Raw genomic sequence first — 16,584 nt, 5'->3', positions numbered from 1 at the left:
CCGGCCATCCCGATGCGGAAAAGCGCGACGGTTGCCGCGGCAGATCACGTGGTCTGCCGCTGACGGCCCGTGGTGCGGCCGCCGGGCGCCGTGCCGGCCGTGGTGCCGGCGGTGCCCACGCCCGGGTTGCTCGTGGCCGCGCCCGCGTCGCCGGCTTCCGTCCCGGTGGCATGGGTTCCCTGCCGCTGGCCGACCCGCAGGTTGTTCTGCACATGGCTGACGCCGGACACGGATTCGGCGAGATCCTCGGCACGCCGCTTCTCGTTGCGGTCGCGGACAGTGCCCGTCAGGATGACCTCACGGTTCTGGACCTGAACCTCGATCTCCGAGGCGTCGATCATGGCGTCGTCGGTCAGGCGCTCGCTGATGTCCTCCCGGATGCGATCGTCCGAGCGCTGGTAGCCTTTCGGGCCGCGGCCCTGATGCTCGCCCCGGCGGACCTCGCCGCGGCTCGCGGTCGCGTCGTTGCCGAAGCGGGTGTTGCCCGGACCCATGCCGTAATTGCTGTGATCCCGGCGCTCGTTCACCAGGCTCCAGGTGCGCTCGCGATCCTGCATGCGGCGATCGTCCTCGCTGCTGTCGTCGCCGGGGCGGGCGCGCTCGCCCGTGATGGTAGAGGCGCCGAAGCGCTTGGGATGGTAGCCCCGGCCAGCCGAGCCGCGGCCGGCATATTCGTCGCCGTAGCCCTGATAGCCGTCGCCTCCGAAGCCCCCGCGCATGCGGGCGTTGCGGGCATTCTCCTCGCCGGGATAGCCGAAGCTCCCGAAGGCGGCGCGCACGTCGTCCTCCTCGCGGAAGCGGAACGGCTCGCGGCCGGCGTTGCGCGAGCGTTCGTCGCGGCCGCGCCGATCGTCATGGTAGTCGTGCGGGCGATGACGCCAGTCGTCGTCGTCGCTTCTGAGGCGCCGGTCGAGCTCGCGCCGCTCGTCGCCGGTCAGGCGCGCTTCTCCGCCGCCGCGGGTCTGGTCCGCCCGCGACGATGTCGGCGTACCCGAGCGGTCGGGCTCCGACGGCGTGGAGATGCGGTGCAGAGCCCGGGAAGCGTCGCCCTCCCGATCGGACGCGAGATCGCCCAGCGCCACGATGCCGACGAGATGCTTGTCGCGATCCACCACCGGCAGGCGGCGGATCTGATGGTCGCTCATCAGCTCCACGATGTGGTTGACGTCATCGTCGTCGAAGCACCACCAGACATTGTCCGACATGATGTCCCGCACGCGGGTGGTGTCGGGAGGCAGGCCTGCGGCGGTCGCCCGGACGGTGATGTCCCGGTCCGTCACCATGCCGCGCAGCCGTCGTCCGTCGCAGACGGGCAGGACGCCGACATTCATTTCGTCCATGAGGCGCGCCGCTTCCTGGATGGTCCGGTCCGGACTCACCACGCGCACGTTGCGGGTCATGATCTCTGCGATTTTCATGAGCTTCCTCTCCAGCAAGATCACGCCTTGGGAGTTCAGGCTCATGAGCGGCGCGACCGGTGACAAGGCATCGGTCCCAAAAGTGGATTGCACTTTTGGGATCAATCCGATGCTTCAATTTCAAGCAGCGCATCGTCCGGTGCGGACCCGAAGGGCCACGCAAGTGAAAACCGGATCCACTTTTCCGCACGATGCGTCACCCTCGGTCAATGCCGCCGGGGCGGAAAGGTTCAGCGGGTTCAGGGGGTGGCGATGATCTCGACGTCCCGGTCGAGCCCGCTCTCGATCTTGAACTCGCGGGTATAGACCTTGCCCTCGTGGCGCGCGATCAGCACGTACTCGCCCTCCGCCAGGGTGACCGACGGAAAGGCTCCGATCGCTTCGCGGATCACGTCGCCGCCCGGGGTGAGCACGCTGAAGGCCGTGCCGGCGAAGGCCTCGCCGCCGGCCGAACCGACCAGCTTCAGGATCACCGTGGCGGCCCGGTGGTTGAGGGTCGCCTCGGTGACGCGCCCGGATTCCACCTTCAGGTCGCTGCGCATGATGGCATTGGCGTCGCCGTAGGTGGACACCACGTGATACGTGCCCTCGGGCAGGCGGATCATGTCGTTCGCCTTGGCGTCGGCGATCACGAGGCGGCCTTCGGAGTTCTGCGCCTCCGGCACGTAGACCGAGAAGGTGACCCGGTTGGGCGCGATGGGGTTCCCGCTCACCGCGCCCTTGAGCTGGAGCGCCCCCGCATTGATGGCCAGCCGCTCATTGAGGTTGCCCCGCTGCACGCTGATGCGCTTCGAGGCGCTCGCGAAGCCGTACGCCACGTGGATGATGTAGTTGCCGGGCGAGAGGGTGAAGCTCGGGGTCGGGCTCGTGGAGCGGGCGACGATGGTGGGCTGGGACGCGTCGCCGCGATCCTCGAAGATCCGCCAGACGAGGCCCGACCGGATCGGCTCGTTGCTGCCGGCAAAGGTCGCGCCGGCATTCAGGGTGACCTGCCCGACCTGGATCTGGGGCAGGCTCTGGGACATGGACGGCACCGACGGCGACTGAGCCGAAGCGGAGCCGGCCGCCATAAGGCCGAGCAGGCCGAGAATCCAAAAGGGCTGTTTCACGAACAGGTTCATCGATCGAAAAAGGGCTTTCATTCGAGCGGCGAGGCGATTGCCGTCCGGATCGGCGCCTCGTCGCTTTTGACCAAATCGGCCGCCGCGGCAACCAGATTCTCGAGCGACATCGGCCGGAAATGGAACTCGACCCGGTGCCGACCGGGACCGATCTCGACGCCCCGGAACAGGAGATTGGCCCGCAGGACCGGCCGGCGCTCGCCGTCGACCCAGGCCTCCCAGCCCGGATAATGGATGTCGTGCAGCACCAGGATGCCGTTCTCGCTGCTCTCCACATCGAGCGTGACCGAGTTGCGCTGGTAGCTGACGATGCGCGCCTCTCCCTTGGCCCTGTCGCGGGCCGCACCCGCCGGTGCGTAGGATCCTTTGACCAGGGACATGCTGTCGTCGTCGATGAGCGCTTCGGTCTCGCGGTTGAACTCCGGCAGCTCCTCCTGGCCCAGCACGGCTTCCGAATCCACGGGCGTCACATGCTGCGCCACGTAGGCGCGCGGCACGGAGGTGTTGAGCCGATAGATCCACATCCGGCCGGTTCCATACACGACCTCCGCCCCGGTCAGGCGCGGGAAGTGGCGCGGCAGCTTCTCCACTGGCCGGTCGAGCACGATGTAGTCGAGCCCGAGCAGGCTCGCGAGCTGGCACTTGTAGCCGCGGAAGCTCGTCGGGAACCGGCGCAGGTTGGGGTCCTCCGCGTTCTCGCCGGGGCCGATGGCCCGCTCGTAATCGGCCAGCCGCAGCGGGTTGTACCCGATGATGTCCTCGATTCCGAGAACCATGGAGGCGTTCTGCCAGGCCCCCTTCAGGCCGAGAATCTCGACGCGGGGGTATTCACCCTGCGCATGGCGCTCGGCGAGCTCCCGCTTGAGGATCTGCAGGCCCTGCAACTGCTCGGGCGGCAGCTTCGTGAACACCGTGTAGCGCTCGGCCGGCTCCGCGTTCAGGGCCGAGGCCGCATGGCGGGCGATGAGCTCCGCGCCCGTCAGGGTCACCAGCACGAGAGCCATGGCGCCGCGGGCGGCCGCGGACCCGCTGGCCCGGGTGATCGCGGCAACGGCCAAGGCCGCCACGGCGAGGCTCGCGGCGATCTCGGCCACCGCCGGGGAGACATGGCCTCCCTTGATGGCGAAGGCCAGGGCGCTCGCGATGGCCGCGACGAGGAGGCCCAGGGCCAGGAGCGGCAGGACGGCCCAGAGCCGTCCGAGCGACGCCCGGTTCCAGCGCGGGAGACCGTCCGTGGCATAGCGGTGGACGAGGTAGCCGGCCGCGAAGGCCAGGGCGATGTTGATGAGGAAGGTGGCGTCCGCGGGCCTGCGGTAGAGGTTCACCCCCGGCATGTGATCGAAGATGACCTCGAAGCCCGGCGTATAGCGCCCGAGGGCATAGAGCAGGGCTGCGAAGCCGACGATCAGGAAGAAGCGGAATTCGCGCGCGAACAGGCGCCCGCCCGCGATCCCGTGCCACAGGAGGAGGAGCGCCGGGATCGTGCCGACGAACAGGTAATTGGTGGCCCGGTCGGTCCAGGTGCCCTCGGACAGGCTGTGCCAGTCCGGTCCCCAGTAGTCGTAGGTCCAGCGCAGGGACCCGAAGACATTGCCGAACAGGATCGTCGCCAGGCTTTCGGGGGGCAGGGACCCCATGGCCGCGACCCCGAAGCCGAAGGACGGACGTGTCGACGTGGCGAGGAACTGCATCGTCAGCACGACCGGCACGGCGAGGAGCGCGCCGCCGACCAGGCCCATGAGGACGAGGAGCCCCAGCCGGGACCGGAGATAGGCGAGGGAATGCGGCGCGGCCCAGATCCGCTGCGCGGCCAGGCCGATGAGGGTGAGCGCGCAGAGGAAGGCGACCTGATCCCGGCCGATGACCATCATGGCGGCGCTCAAGGCGAACAGGAGGCCATAGACGTAGGAGCGGCGGTCGAGGGCTTCCTCCAGCAGCCAGAAGGAGAGGGGAAAGAAGCCGTAGCTGAAGATCATGCCCGTGTGCTGGAGCCGGGCCGTCGCGGAGCCGCCGAGCATGAACACGAGAGCCGCCGCCACGGCGCCCGCCGGGTGCCAGCCCCGCCGGCGGAACAGGGGCACGAAGGCCAGGGCGCCGGGGAGGAAATGGGCGAACACGACCCCGTCGAAGAGCTCCATGGACGGTTCGGGGACGAGCCATCCGAACAGCAGCATGGTGGGCGTGAAGAGGAGGGACTGGGGATCGGCCGCCGACGGATGCCCGCCGAAATGGTAGGGGTTCCACAAGGGTAATTCCCCATGGGCCAGGGCGCTGCCGAGATAGCGCAGGGTCGGGTAGAACTGGTTCTTGGAGTCCCACGGGACGACCGTTCCCGTCAGGGGCCAGATGGCGGCCGCCACGGCCCAGGCGGCCAGGATGAGCGCCAAGGCGATCAGAGCCTGGCGCTGGGTCCAGGCTGTCGGAGAAGGAGGACTGTCCGGTCCGGTCATCGATGTTTGCATTGCACTCAGGCGGCGCTGCGCCAACTCACCTTCTGCCATGGGACCCGCCCTCGGCCTGCCTGATGCATGCCGCCGGCTCCGTCACGGGCTGAAACCTGCTTGGCGTCTGACCGCACTCCCCCTATACATCCGCTGCTGTTTCTTTTGTGCAGCGGCGTGTCGTTCGGACGCCCGCGCCTCCTCAAGCGCAGCAAGACGGCGACACGATGGCAAGCCGGGGCCTGCCGGGTCCGCAGCCTTCGAGGGCGTCCATCTTCATTGTTCCACATTATCGAAGCCGGATGAAGATCCCATGAATGAGTGCCTCTCCCGACTCCTGCAGCGCCGCTCCGTGCCCCCGCGCTGGCTGGGCGGGCCGGGTCCGGACGACCGGGAGGTGGAGACCCTCCTGACGGTCGCCTCCCGGGTGCCGGACCACGGCAAGCTGGTTCCCTGGCGGTTCATCCTGATCCAGGGCGAGGCCAGGGCACGGCTCGGGGAGATCCTGGCGGCGGCCTTCCAGGCGGACAACCCGGACGCCGGCGCCGAGCAGATCGCCGTCGAGCGGGAACGCTTCACGCAGGCGCCCCTCGTCGTCGCGGTGGTGTCCCGCGTGGCGCCGCATGTGAAGATCCCCGACTGGGAGCAGGTTCTCTCGGCCGGTGCGGTCTGCATGAACCTTCTCACCGGGGCGACCGCCCTCGGCTACGGCGCCTCCTGGCTCACCGGCTGGGCCGCCTTCGACCGGCGGGTCCTGGACGCCCTCGGCCTGACGCCCGACGAGCGGATCGCCGGTTTCGTCCATATCGGGACCGCCAAGGAAACCCCGCCCGATCGCGAGAGGCCCGAACTCTCCGCCGTCGTCACGCGGTTCTGATCAACGCTCGTTCGTCGCCCTGCGGCGGACCGGTGACCACTTCGCCGGGAATTGCTCCACATGTTCTACGAAACCTCGACCAACGCCCACGGCCTTCCGCACGACCCGTTCAAGGCCATTGTGACGCCCCGTCCCATCGGCTGGATCACCGCCATGAGCGCGAACGGGGAGGTCAATCTGTCGCCCTATTCGTTCTTCAACGCCGTGTCCGAGCGGCCGCCCATGGTGGCGTTCTCCTCGGCGGGCAAGAAGGACGCGCTCACCTTCATCGAGGAGACCGGCGAGTTCGTCTGCAACCTGGCGACCTACGACCTGCGCGAGCAGATGAACCTGACCTCCGCGGTCCTGCCGCGCGGCGAGAACGAGATGGACCATGCCGGGCTGCAAGCCGCGCCCTCCCGGCTGGTGAAGCCGCCCCGGGTGGCCGACGCCCTGGCGGCTCTCGAGTGCCGATGGCTCCAGACGGTGCCGCTCAACCCGCTCGGGGGCGGCGATCCGTCCTATTACCTCGTCATTGGCCAGGTGGTGGGCATCCACATCGACGACCGCTACATCGTGAACGGCCTCGTCGACACCGCCGCCATGCGCCCCATCGCCCGCTCGGGCTACAGGGACTACTTCGTGGCGACGCCCGAGACCAAGTTCTCGATCACCCGTCCGGGCGGGTGACGTTCAGGCCGGCGGGACAAAGGCTGCGCCGGAGCGCACGGACTGTCGGGCTTCCCGCCTGGCCCAGGCCGTGAAGGCCTTGATCCGCGCGTCGGCGGCTGATTCCTTGGGCGTGACGATGTAGTAGGATGCGCTCACCTGGACGCCGATCCCGAAAGGATTGACGAGACGCCCGGCCCGAAGGTCGTCCTCCACGAGGGCGCGCCGCGTCAGCCCGACCCCGTCGCCCCGGATGGCAGCCTCGATCACCAGGAGCGAGTGCGCCATCGTGACCCCTCCATTCGCCGCGACGGACGTCGCCCCGGCGCGCTCGAGCCACCGGAGCCAGTCGTGCCGCTCGTTATGGAGCAGCCTGTGATGCACGAGATCGTCCGGGGTCCGGAGCGGATGGTCTCCTTCGACCAGAGCCGGGCTGCAGATCGCGATGACCTCCTCGCCCATCAGCAGGGTCGAGACGCAGCGCGGGTAGCGGCCGGTACCGTATCGGATCGCCAGGTCCACATCCCCGCGCCAGAAGTCGACGAGCTCATCCGACGTCCGGATCCTGACGCCGATCTCCGGGTGCGCGTCCTGAAAGCGCGACAGGCGCGGAATCAGCCACTTGATGGCAAAGGAATCCATGGTGCTGATGACGAGTGGGGCGGCCCGGTCCCGCTCCTGGGCGTCCTGGGTGGCAGCCGCCATCTCGTCGAAGGACCTGTGCAGCACGCCGGCGTAGCGCGCGCCGGCGGCGGTCAGCTCGACCCGGCGGGTCGACCGGTGAAAGAGCGGACGGCCGATGAAGATCTCGAGCTCCCGGATCTGGCGGCTGACCGCGCTATGGGTGACGTTCAGCTCGTCTGCGGCCCGGCTGAAGCTCATGAGGCGAGCGGCCGCCTCGAAGGCGCGCAGGGCCGTCAGGGACGGGAGTTTGCGCGCCTTCATCGTGGGGCGTTTCCAGGCGGCGCCTTGTAAGACATTGCAGTTCCTACCGTTTCGCGCGCGTGAGCAGGTCTCACTTGTGATATTGAGTAACATATTACGCCCGTTTTGTCGTTTGTCATCAGGCGGGCGCTGATCTTCCCTGAAGGCCGACGTGGCGTGGGCCCGTCACAACCAGAGGACCAGATCATGACGAACCCCATTTCCCGCACCGAGCTTCTCCGCAGGCTGCTGAGCAAGGACCGGCCGATCCTGGTCGAGGCCCTGCCCGAGAAGTACTTCAGCCACTCCCATCTTCCCGGCGCCATCAACATGCCGCACGACCAGGTGGATCAGCTGGCGGCCTCCGCTCTCCCGCGGAAGGACGCGACCGTGGTGGTCTATTGCGCCAGCGCCACCTGCCAGAACTCGCACATCGCGGCCCAGCGCCTCTCCGAGCTGGGCTATCGGGACGTGCAGGTCTACGTCGAAGGCAAGAAGGACTGGATCGATTCCGGCCTGCCCACCGACGGCAAGCACTGATCCGATTTCGCCTTCGGATTGAGGCCGGCCATGCCAAAGACGACCCTCGTCGCCATCGCGGCCACTGTGATCATGTGGGGGTCGTCTTTTCCCGTCACGCGGACGGCTCTGACGGAGATGAGCCCGATGGAACTCGCCTTCCTCCGCTTCGCGATCGCGTCCGCGGCGGTGGCGCCCATGCTGTTGCGGACCAGACTAAGCTTTTCCGCGCGGGATTGCGCCCTGATCCTGCCTGCTGGAATCCTCGGCGTCGGGGTCTATGCGACGGCGTTGAACTTCGGTCTTTCCCGAATCGGGGCGGGGCCTGCGAGCTTCATCATCGAGTTCGGCACCCCTCTCACGATCCTCGGCTCGGCGCTCGTTTTCGGCGAGTGCCTGGGACGCCTCGCCTGGATCGGCGTGGCGGTTGGATTCACCGGGGTTGCCTGCATTGCGTCCGAGGGGGCGGCGGAGCTTCGCCTGACCGATGTGCGATGGAACGGAGCGGCTCTCGTCGTGCTTCTGGCCGCTGCATCGCACGCCGCTTCCTTCATCCTCCAGAAGCCGGTTCTCGCGCGGCATGAACCGACGAAGGTGGCCGCGCTGATGATGCTTTCGGGAAGTCTTGCTCTCGGGCTGGTGTCCGGGTTCCCGTTTCACAGGCTGGCGGGGCTTTCAACGCAAGGATGGGCCTGCCTCCTCTATCTGGGGCTGATGCCCGGCGCGCTCGCGAACGCCCTGTGGGCCCATGCTCTCTCGCGGTTGCCCGCCGGGCGCGCCGCGGTGGCGCTTTATGCGGTTCCGCTCGTGTCGCAGGCGCTCGCCGTCACATGGCTCGGGGAGCCCGTGCGATCCGTCGAGGTGCTCGGCTCGGGGCTGATCCTTCTGAGCCTGGCCCTCGTGACCTTCCGGCCATCGCGCCTGTCCCGGACCAAGGTGCGGCTGGCCGCGTAGCGCAGCCCGCGTCAGAGCCGGCCGGCGCGCTTCAGGAGACGCTCGGCCCGCAGGAGATGCGGGCGGTCGAGCATCTCGCCGTCGACCCCGACGACGCCGGCCCCCGGATGGGTCCGGAAGGCATCGATCACCGCCTGTGCCCGCGCGATCGCCTCGGGCGCAGGCGTGAAGGCCTGGTTGATCACGGGAACTTGCGCCGGATGGATCGCCATCTTGGCGACGAAACCGTCGCGCCGGGCCGTCCGGCACTCGGCCTCGAGACCGGCCGCGTCGCGGAAGTTGGTGAAGACGGAATCGATCGGGTCGACCCCTGCGGCGGCGGCGCCCAGGAGGGTGAGGGAGCGCGCGAGCCGGTACGGGTCGGTATAGGCGCCGTCCTCCGTCCGGTTCGTCTCGGCGCCGAGATCGGCCGACAGGTCCTCGCCGCCCCAGGTCAGGCCCGTCAGGCGATGGCTCGAGCCCGCGAAGGTGCCGAGCGCGAAGACGCCGGCGGCCGTCTCCGTGCCGATGGCCAGGATGCGGGTCGCGCCGTCCTCCAGGCCGAACTCCGCCTCGCGCACCGCCAGCTTGGCGCCGAGATGCGCCACGTCCGCTCCGCCGACCGTCTTGGGCAGCACGATGCCATCGGGAGCGGAGCGCATCACGCCGTCGAGATCCGCATCGATGAGGCCGGTGGTCAGGCCGTTGACGCGGACGAACAGGCGGGGGCGGTCTCCGTCCCGTCCCCGCTCGGAGAGAAACGCGGCGGTGATGCGGCGGGCCTCCTCCTTGGCATCAAGGGCAACCGAATCCTCCAGGTCGATGAGGAGCACGTCGGCCCCGGAGCCCATGCCTTTCTCGAGCTTCTTCAGGCTGTCGCCCGGCACGAAGAGCAGGGAGCGCATCAGGCGCTCCTCTTGCGCATGAAGGCCTGCCGGCGGCATTGGGCCACCAGCGTGCCGTCCTGCTTGTAGGCGCGGTGGACGAACTCGACGATGCCGGCATCCGGGCGCGACTTCGATTCGCGCTTGGCGACGATCTCGGTCGTCGCGCTGATCGTGTCGCCTTCGAAGACCGGGGCGGGGAACGTCACGTCGGTCATGCCGAGATTGGCGATGGTGGTGCCCACCGTGGTGTCGTTGACCGAGATGCCGATCAGGAGACCCAGGGTGAACAGGGAGTTCATGAGCGGCTTGCCCCATTCCGTCTCGGTGGCGCAGAAATGCGCATCGATGTGGAGCGGCTGCGGGTTCAGGGTCATGTTGGAGAACAGCATGTTGTCCATCTGCGTCACCGTCCGGGTCAGCCGGTGCCGGATGGTGGTGCCGACGGAAAAATCCTCGAAATAGAGGCCGCCCCTCGGGTGTCTGGTCTCATCGTTCATGACGGTGTCCTCATCGTTTTGAACGGCATGTTGAAACCCATGCCTTGACGGTCATCAATAGCCGAACTGTTCCCGCAGGATCCGCTCGTCCAGGCTGTGGCCGGGATCGTGCAGCATCACGAGATCGACGCTGCGATCCATGGAGACATGCACGTGGGAGACATTGCGGAACTCCGTATGGTCGGCCACCGCGCTGACCGGACGGTTCTCGGATTCCAGAACCTCGATCTGGATCTTGGCGTGGTCCGGCAGAAGGGCGCCGCGCCAGCGGCGGGGCCGGAAGGCGGAGATCGGGGTCAGGGCCAGCAGGGGCGCATTGAGCGGCAGGATCGTCCCGCCGACCGAAAGATTGTAGGCGGTCGAGCCGGCCGGCGTCGACACCAGGATGCCGTCGGCGATGAGCTCCGCGATGCGCACATGGGAATCGACGCTCACGCGCAGCTTTCCCGCCTGATAGGTCTGCCGCAGCATCGAGACTTCGTTGATGGCGCGGGCCGTGTGGGCCACCCCGTGCACGTCCCAGGCCACCATCAGGAGGGGATGCACCACGCTGCGCTCGGCCTCGTCCAGGCGCTCGAACAGGTCTTCCTCCCGATAGTCGTTCATCAGGAAGCCGACCGTGCCCTTGTTCATGCCGTAGATGGGCTTTCCCGTGCCCATGAAGCGGTGCAGGCTCTGGAGCATCAGGCCGTCGCCGCCGAGCGCCACGATGGCGTCGGCCTCTTCGGGCAACACGTTGGCGTAGCGGGCCTGCAGGGTCTTCAGGGCGCTCTGGGCGTCGGGCGCGGCGCTGGCGACGAATGCGATGCTGTTGAAACGGCGGGCCATGCCCAGTTACCCTCGTGGCGTCCGGTCGGATGCGGAGGACAGGCATAGCATGGATCGCCCACTTCTCGTCTATACGACCTTTCCCGATATGGACACCGCCCTGCGGATCGGCGAGGGCCTCGTCCGGGACCGGCTGATCGCCTGCATCAACGTTCTGCCGGGCATGCGGTCCGTCTACGCGTGGAGGGGCCGCGTCGAACAGGGTCAGGAGGCGGCGGCCATCCTGAAGACCCGCCGGGGCCTTCAGGATGAGGTGAATCGGGCTCTCAAGGAGAGGCACCCCGACGAGACGCCCGTCGTGCTCTTCATCGAGCCGGCCGGCGCGGATGCAGCCACCCTGGAGTGGCTGATCGGCGAGACGTCCTGACGCGGACCTTAAACGGCCGGGCTCCACTGCACCGGCACGAAGCGGAACCCGTTGCCCTCCTTGGCGATGTGACCGGTCGCCGGGAAAGGCGCATGATAGAACGCCACCTGCGCCCGCTCCGCGGCGGCGAGGTCCAGCATCTTCCGGCGGGTGGCCCGGGCCTGATCCGCATCCATGTCGAAGATGGCCGACCAGTCCGGGTTGCGCACGAACAGCGCCGGATGGTTCGCGGTGTCCGACAGGATCAGCAGGCGGCCCGATCCCGACGAGAGCATGAAGGCCGTGTGGCCGGGCGTGTGTCCCGGAGCCGCGATGCTGGTCAGGCCGGGCACGACCTCCTTGTCCATGTCGTACTGCTTCACGTCCTTGGCGATGGGGCCGAACACCCGGCGCGCGCCCTGGAAGCCTCCTCGGGCATTCTCGGGAGCCTGGTTCATGCGGGCATCGTCCATCCAGAAGGCCCATTCGGCGGCCGGCACCATGACCTCCGCGTTCGGGAACACGGCCGTGCCGTCCTTGCGGCGAAGGCCGTTGATGTGGTCGCCGTGAAAATGGCTGATGACCACGGTGTTGACCTGCGCCGGGTCGAAGCCGGCCGCACGGAAGTTCTCCATCCAGCGGCCCGTCGTGGGTGCGCCCATGTCTCCGTTGCCGGTATCGATCACGGTCAGCCGGTCGCCGCTCCTGACGACGAGGCCGTTGAAGGTGTTCTGGATCGTGTCCTGGGGCAGGAACGCCTCGCGGGCGGCCTGCTGGACGGCCGGGAGTTCCGCGTTGCGGATGAAGCCCTCGAGGGGACGCGGCGCGGACCCGTCGTTGACGGCCATCACCTCGATGTCGCCGACCTTGTAGCGGTAGAAGCCGGGCGCCTGGCGGCTGCCGGATCCCTGCGCCGGAGCCGGGGCGGGCGCTTGAGCCAAGGCGGGAGCGCCGAGGGGAGCGGCGGCGAGGGCGGTGCTGGCCAGAACGGTGCGGCGTGTGATGGTCATGAGCGTCTCCAGGAATGGGACCAGGAGGCTAGAACGGCCATGCTTGGAAACAAGGCATCGGGTTTTCACAAGTCAGCGAGCACCGTCGCCCTCCCGGCCTGCTCCCGAGAGATGATGCAGGGCGATTCCGCTCGTCGTCGCCACGTTGAGCGAATCGAAGCCGCCGCTCATGGGGATGGATACGGTCCTGGTCCGGGCCAGCAGATCCGGCGGCAGGCCGGGTCCTTCGGCCCCGAGGAGCAGGGCAGTCCGCCGGGAGGGCTGGACATGGGAGAGGATCTCCCGGCCGGACGGCGACAGCGAGACCACGTCGAACGAAGCGTCCTGCAGGGCCTGCACCATGGCGTCCGCGGAAGCTGCCCGCGTGAAGGGAACCGCCAGGGCGGCGCCGACCGACACCCGGATGGCCTTGCGGTACAGGGGATCGCAGGTCTGCGGGTCGAGCAGGATTGCGGCGGCGCCGAACGCCGCTGCATTCCGGAAGATCCCACCGACATTGTCATGGTTCGCCAGACCGATCAGGCCCACGACGAGCGCAGTCTCGGGCATTTGCGAAAGCAGTTCTCCGACCGGCAGCAGCGGGGCGCGGTGGGCGACGGCCAGGATGCCCCTGTGGATCGGAAAGCCCACGACGGCGTCCATCACGGCCCGGTTCGCCGTATAGACCGGGACATCGGGGGAGAGCCGGCCCAAGGCATCGCCGAGGCTCTCCAGGCGGTTCTCCGCCAGCAGGAGCGATTCGATCCGGAAGCGCGACTGCTTCAGGAGGAGCCTCAGCACCACTTCCCCCTCCGCGATGAAGCGGTGCTGGCGGCCCACGAGATCGCGCTCCCGCACGGCGCGGTAGGCCTCGATGCGGGGATCGTCGGGATCTGTCACGGCAATCGGCATGGGTTCTCGGTCGATGGAAGACGGTTCGGGTTGTCGCGTCTGTGTAATCCCCGAATGCGCCTTTGCCTATGAGGGGCGGTTCGGGAACAACGACTTCGGGAACAACGACTTCGGGAACAACGACTTGGCATTCCTGTTAGCCCCCCGAGACAGCAGGGACTGCCAGGCGCGGTCCTCCGCAGGGAGACGATCGATGGATTGGGATATTGCCGACGGCTGGGTCTGGGCCCTGGTGATCATCGGCGGGCCTTTGCTGATCGGCATCTTCATGGCCGTCTTCAGCCGCCGCCGCAGGCTGACGCAAGCCGAGAAGGAGATGGCGGATCAGGCCGCTCACGAGAATTGGGGCAAGGAGCGGGTCCGCTAGAGCATCGGACGTGACCCAGAGGGCCGCGTCAGCGAAAAGTGGACCCACTTTTGGGATCGGATCCGATGCTCACTTCCTTGAACGGCGCAGCGTTCGGGTCCGCACGATGCGCTAGTCCCCTGCCGGTTCCGGCACAACGGAAGGGGATCGGGAGTGGCGGCCGAGAGCTTGCGGCCTCCGCCGCCGAGGCATTCAGTTGCCTCGCCTCGGGTCCGCCGCGGGAGCGCGGCGTGACCCTCCGGCGAGTTCTTTCGAGAGCCGGTTCGTCATCGCGGCGACAACAACCGCAGACGCGACAGCGGCCGAGCCCATCACGTTCAGCAAGAGCACGTCCACAGGTGCCTCCACCACGTCTTCAGACGGTGCAGCCTAGGCGCCGTTGCGGGAAGTCCTGCATGGGCACTCGGACTACCTCGGCGGGCGTTCCCACGGTCGCCGATGGGGTAGGCGCTCCAAGGGCGTTGCTCCCGATGATGTGAAGCCTTCCAGAGCCGAAATCGCACCCGGCTTCGAAACTATCGCGCGGCTCACCCGTCGACAGGAACGTTCAACCATTGAGGATGCGACGATGAAAGCGTTGGCGTTGCCGGTTCTGACGGCGTTGCTCCTGGCGGGCTCACAGGGCGCCGCCCTGGCTCAGTCCGACCCGGCGACGCGGAACTGCATGCAGGGCGAGCAGGAGATCGGAGGCGTCTGCCAGCCCCTCACCAGATCTCCCGGCCGTTCGAGCAGCGGCAGCCCGGATTCAGGGAATCCGGGCAGCACCGGCAGCACCGGGGGCGGCTCGCAGGGCGGTCAGAGTTCAGGGGGATCCGGAGGGCAGGGCGGCGGCGGTTCGTCCGGCGGGAACGGTGGCGGATAGCCGGAATCCCGCCCGGCTCATGGCCCCCAAAGACCATGGTTCAACCGGGGCTGCTCCGGAGGCCTGATCCCCTCCCGTTCAATCCGGCACGTCTCTCCAAGGCCGGAATGGGGAGAGGGCGCCTCGTCGGCGCCCCGGCCGTGGTCAAAGGATGAAATAGCTTTTGGTGATCGACCCGACCTTCTGGAGCGTGAGTTCGAAATCCGCCACGCTGTCGCCGTTCACATCGGCCTCGACATAGGACGTGTAGGAGATGCGACCGTCCTCGTCTTCGCTTTCGAGCACGTCGTAGCGGAGCTGTCCCTTCTCGCCCGAGAACTCGGCGGTGCCGATGAACGTGAAGGTCTGATTGCCTGCGAGGCCGGCTTTGGCGTCGATCTTCGAGAGATCGATCTTGTCGCCTTGGGATCGCGAGAAGTCGGTGATGACGTCGTTGTTGTAGCCTCTGGAATCGGACACCGACTTGAACACGAACCGGTCGGCACCCTTCCCGCCCGACAGCCAATCGGCACCGCCGCCTCCGGTCAACGTGTCGTTGCCGTTGTAGCCGCTCAGCGAATCGTCGAACCTGCCACCGGTGATCGCGTCCTGGCCCGAGAGGGCCGAACGGAGAATTCTGAGATCGTCGGCCGTGGAATAGGTCGAAGCCGCGTCGACGAGCTTCGTGACGGCAATGCTGACACCGGTCAGAGAGGCGACTTTTCGTCCCCCGTCGACTCCGGTGTAGCCGGTCACCGTCCCGCCGGACGGAATGCCATCGGCCGTGTAGGTGAAGCCGTGCCCGTCGAACTTGTCCCAGGACCGCTTCAACGGGCCGTAGACCGCCTTGAACGTCGTCGACGAACGCTCGAAGCTGTCAGCCCCCACCAGGTTGCTCAGATCGAAAAGGTACGGCTGAAACCCGTAGGTTCCAGTCCAGGTGAATGTCGCCATGATTGCCCCCACATCCGCAACGTCGGATCCAGATTGCCACCTGTAATCGGAAAGACCGAAGGCAGCAATAACGCGTCCGGGCAACCATGCCTCGTGCGGCAGGACAAGGTCATTCTGCGAGAAGCCTCGACGCGATCTGCGCGAGACGGGAATAAGCGCGGCTCCTCCACCGTTATCCTAGGCCGTTACGATGGGGCTGACGATGAATGCCGACGACACGAGATCGCTTTGGCTCGCCTTGCTGGCTGCGCTCAGGCTGAGCTTCCTGGCCTTGATGGTCGCCGTCTATCTGAGCGTCGTCATGAACTGAGGCGCTTTCGACCCGATCGTCGGCATGCCGCAACGGCCGGCCGCTCGTCGGCCCGCGGCACGAAGGCGTTTGGCCGGTCGCGAGGTCGTGGGCGGCGCCCGTCAGGCACGCCCGGACGCCCGTCGGCGTGCGCATTTTCCGTGATTGCTGAAGGGGTTGCGACCCGTCGAAGGAATGTGGTGCCGGTGGAGAGGATCGAACTCCCGACCTTCGGTTTACAAAACCGCTGCACTACCGCTGTGCTACACCGGCCGATGTCACGGGTGCTCAGGTAGCAGTCCGGGAGGCAGGACGCAAGTTCCACACAAATGTAAATATTAAGTGTCCTGGCACACCGAAACCAACCCCGAATTCTGGAATTGTCTGGAAAACCTGATGACGGAGTTGGTGTCATGAAGACCTCAGGGGCTTCCGCTCGTAGACGATCTTCGCCGCTCGGCGGCGGTCTGAAAATCCTGGCCGTTCTGGCCGTTACATTGGGCTTCGGCCTTGCCGCGCAGCGCACGGATGCCGCTCATGCGGGTCAGGGCGTCGGGGCGACGCCCGACCGGCAGATGGTGGCATCGGCCCGGGAGCCCGTGACCCCGGTCGCTGCGAAGGACGTGGAGACCACGTCCTCCATCGAGACGAGATCGCCGGACAATGGAACCTGCGACATTTCCCGCAAGCGCCTTTTCGTCGAGGGCGAGGGCTGGATCGTCCGCCGGGTGACGACCTGCTACTGAGACGGTCCTGCTGTCAGGGCCCAATGAAAAGCCCCGCCGAAAGGCGG

At 67.4% G+C, this 16,584-nt stretch carries 18 protein-coding genes and 1 tRNA gene; 8 read left to right on the top strand and 11 right to left on the bottom strand.

Annotated features, from left to right (window positions below):
* Positions 1-44: 44 nt before the first annotated feature.
* The 3 genes from OCW50_RS02825 to OCW50_RS02815 all read right to left on the bottom strand — a co-directional run bounded on the left by OCW50_RS02825 (position 45) and on the right by OCW50_RS02815 (position 4,989).
* A complete protein-coding gene (locus OCW50_RS02825; RefSeq protein ID WP_262296371.1) occupies positions 45-1,418 on the bottom strand; it encodes a CBS domain-containing protein in 1,374 nt (457 codons plus the stop codon).
* 239 nt (positions 1,419-1,657) lie between these two features.
* A complete protein-coding gene (locus OCW50_RS02820; RefSeq protein WP_262296370.1) occupies positions 1,658-2,539 on the bottom strand; it encodes an RgsD C-terminal domain-containing protein in 882 nt (293 codons plus the stop codon).
* Positions 2,540-2,556: 17 nt separating this feature from the next.
* Complete coding sequence (locus tag OCW50_RS02815; RefSeq protein ID WP_262296369.1) at positions 2,557-4,989, bottom strand: putative glycosyltransferase family protein; 2,433 nt, start codon at positions 4,987-4,989, stop codon at positions 2,557-2,559.
* Between the two features lie 304 nt (positions 4,990-5,293).
* On the opposite strand from OCW50_RS02815, the gene OCW50_RS02810 reads away from it, so the two are divergent.
* Together OCW50_RS02810 and OCW50_RS02805 are read left to right on the top strand one after the other, a co-directional pair.
* Positions 5,294-5,857 carry a nitroreductase family protein gene (locus OCW50_RS02810; RefSeq protein WP_262272776.1) on the top strand — a complete coding sequence of 188 codons (564 nt, stop codon included), beginning with the start codon at positions 5,294-5,296 and terminating at the stop codon, positions 5,855-5,857.
* Positions 5,858-5,917: 60 nt separating this feature from the next.
* Positions 5,918-6,526 carry a flavin reductase family protein gene (locus tag OCW50_RS02805; protein ID WP_262272775.1) on the top strand — a complete coding sequence of 203 codons (609 nt, stop codon included), beginning with the start codon at positions 5,918-5,920 and terminating at the stop codon, positions 6,524-6,526.
* A 3-nt stretch (positions 6,527-6,529) separates the two neighbouring features.
* Here the strand turns inward: OCW50_RS02805 and gcvA are convergent, their stop codons facing one another.
* Positions 6,530-7,450 (bottom strand): transcriptional regulator GcvA, encoded by a 921-nt coding sequence (gene gcvA, locus OCW50_RS02800; RefSeq protein WP_262296368.1) that lies wholly within the window; start codon positions 7,448-7,450, stop codon positions 6,530-6,532.
* Between the two features lie 186 nt (positions 7,451-7,636).
* Between gcvA and OCW50_RS02795 the strand changes: the two genes are divergently transcribed.
* A complete protein-coding gene (locus OCW50_RS02795) occupies positions 7,637-7,969 on the top strand; it encodes a rhodanese-like domain-containing protein (RefSeq protein WP_262272773.1) in 333 nt (110 codons plus the stop codon).
* 30 nt (positions 7,970-7,999) lie between these two features.
* Positions 8,000-8,902 (top strand): DMT family transporter, encoded by a 903-nt coding sequence (locus tag OCW50_RS02790; protein ID WP_262296367.1) that lies wholly within the window; start codon positions 8,000-8,002, stop codon positions 8,900-8,902.
* Between the two features lie 11 nt (positions 8,903-8,913).
* Here the strand turns inward: OCW50_RS02790 and OCW50_RS02785 are convergent, their stop codons facing one another.
* From OCW50_RS02785 to OCW50_RS02775, 3 genes are read right to left on the bottom strand one after another with little or no spacing between them, the layout of a single operon-like run.
* Positions 8,914-9,786, bottom strand: a complete 873-nt coding sequence (locus tag OCW50_RS02785; protein WP_262296366.1) for an HpcH/HpaI aldolase/citrate lyase family protein — start codon at positions 9,784-9,786, stop codon at positions 8,914-8,916.
* Positions 9,786-10,265 (bottom strand): MaoC family dehydratase, encoded by a 480-nt coding sequence (locus OCW50_RS02780; protein WP_262272770.1) that lies wholly within the window; start codon positions 10,263-10,265, stop codon positions 9,786-9,788. The genes OCW50_RS02785 and OCW50_RS02780 overlap by 1 nt, the downstream gene beginning before the upstream one ends.
* 54 nt (positions 10,266-10,319) lie before the next feature.
* Entirely contained in the window at positions 10,320-11,093 is a 774-nt protein-coding gene (locus tag OCW50_RS02775; RefSeq protein WP_262296365.1) for an NAD kinase, read from the bottom strand.
* Positions 11,094-11,142: 49 nt separating this feature from the next.
* Between OCW50_RS02775 and cutA the strand changes: the two genes are divergently transcribed.
* A complete protein-coding gene (gene cutA / locus OCW50_RS02770) occupies positions 11,143-11,460 on the top strand; it encodes a divalent-cation tolerance protein CutA (RefSeq protein WP_262296364.1) in 318 nt (105 codons plus the stop codon).
* A gap of 8 nt (positions 11,461-11,468) precedes the next feature.
* Here the strand turns inward: cutA and OCW50_RS02765 are convergent, their stop codons facing one another.
* Together OCW50_RS02765 and OCW50_RS02760 are read right to left on the bottom strand one after the other, a co-directional pair.
* On the bottom strand, positions 11,469-12,449 hold the full coding sequence (locus OCW50_RS02765; RefSeq protein WP_262296363.1) for an MBL fold metallo-hydrolase: 981 nt from the start codon (positions 12,447-12,449) through the stop codon (positions 11,469-11,471).
* Positions 12,450-12,521: 72 nt separating this feature from the next.
* Positions 12,522-13,340: a TrmH family RNA methyltransferase gene (locus tag OCW50_RS02760; RefSeq protein ID WP_262272766.1), complete on the bottom strand. Its 819-nt coding sequence runs from the start codon at positions 13,338-13,340 to the stop codon at positions 12,522-12,524.
* Positions 13,341-13,533: 193 nt separating this feature from the next.
* Between OCW50_RS02760 and OCW50_RS02755 the strand changes: the two genes are divergently transcribed.
* Positions 13,534-13,707 carry a hypothetical protein gene (locus OCW50_RS02755; protein WP_262272765.1) on the top strand — a complete coding sequence of 58 codons (174 nt, stop codon included), beginning with the start codon at positions 13,534-13,536 and terminating at the stop codon, positions 13,705-13,707.
* A gap of 568 nt (positions 13,708-14,275) precedes the next feature.
* Positions 14,276-14,569 carry a hypothetical protein gene (locus OCW50_RS02750; protein WP_262272764.1) on the top strand — a complete coding sequence of 98 codons (294 nt, stop codon included), beginning with the start codon at positions 14,276-14,278 and terminating at the stop codon, positions 14,567-14,569.
* 144 nt (positions 14,570-14,713) lie between these two features.
* Here OCW50_RS02750 and OCW50_RS02745 read toward each other — a convergent pair whose 3' ends face one another.
* Positions 14,714-15,502: a calcium-binding protein gene (locus tag OCW50_RS02745; RefSeq protein ID WP_262296362.1), complete on the bottom strand. Its 789-nt coding sequence runs from the start codon at positions 15,500-15,502 to the stop codon at positions 14,714-14,716.
* Between the two features lie 487 nt (positions 15,503-15,989).
* A tRNA-Thr gene (locus OCW50_RS02740) sits at positions 15,990-16,064 on the bottom strand.
* Positions 16,065-16,204: 140 nt separating this feature from the next.
* Here OCW50_RS02740 and OCW50_RS02735 point away from each other — a divergent pair.
* Complete coding sequence (locus OCW50_RS02735; RefSeq protein WP_262296361.1) at positions 16,205-16,537, top strand: hypothetical protein; 333 nt, start codon at positions 16,205-16,207, stop codon at positions 16,535-16,537.
* Positions 16,538-16,584 lie beyond the last annotated feature (47 nt).

Origin of the sequence: Microvirga sesbaniae, from assembly GCF_025460805.1 — a bacterium.
Lineage (GTDB): Bacteria > Pseudomonadota > Alphaproteobacteria > Rhizobiales > Beijerinckiaceae > Microvirga > Microvirga sesbaniae.
This window is presented reverse-complemented; position numbering and strand designations above follow the sequence as displayed.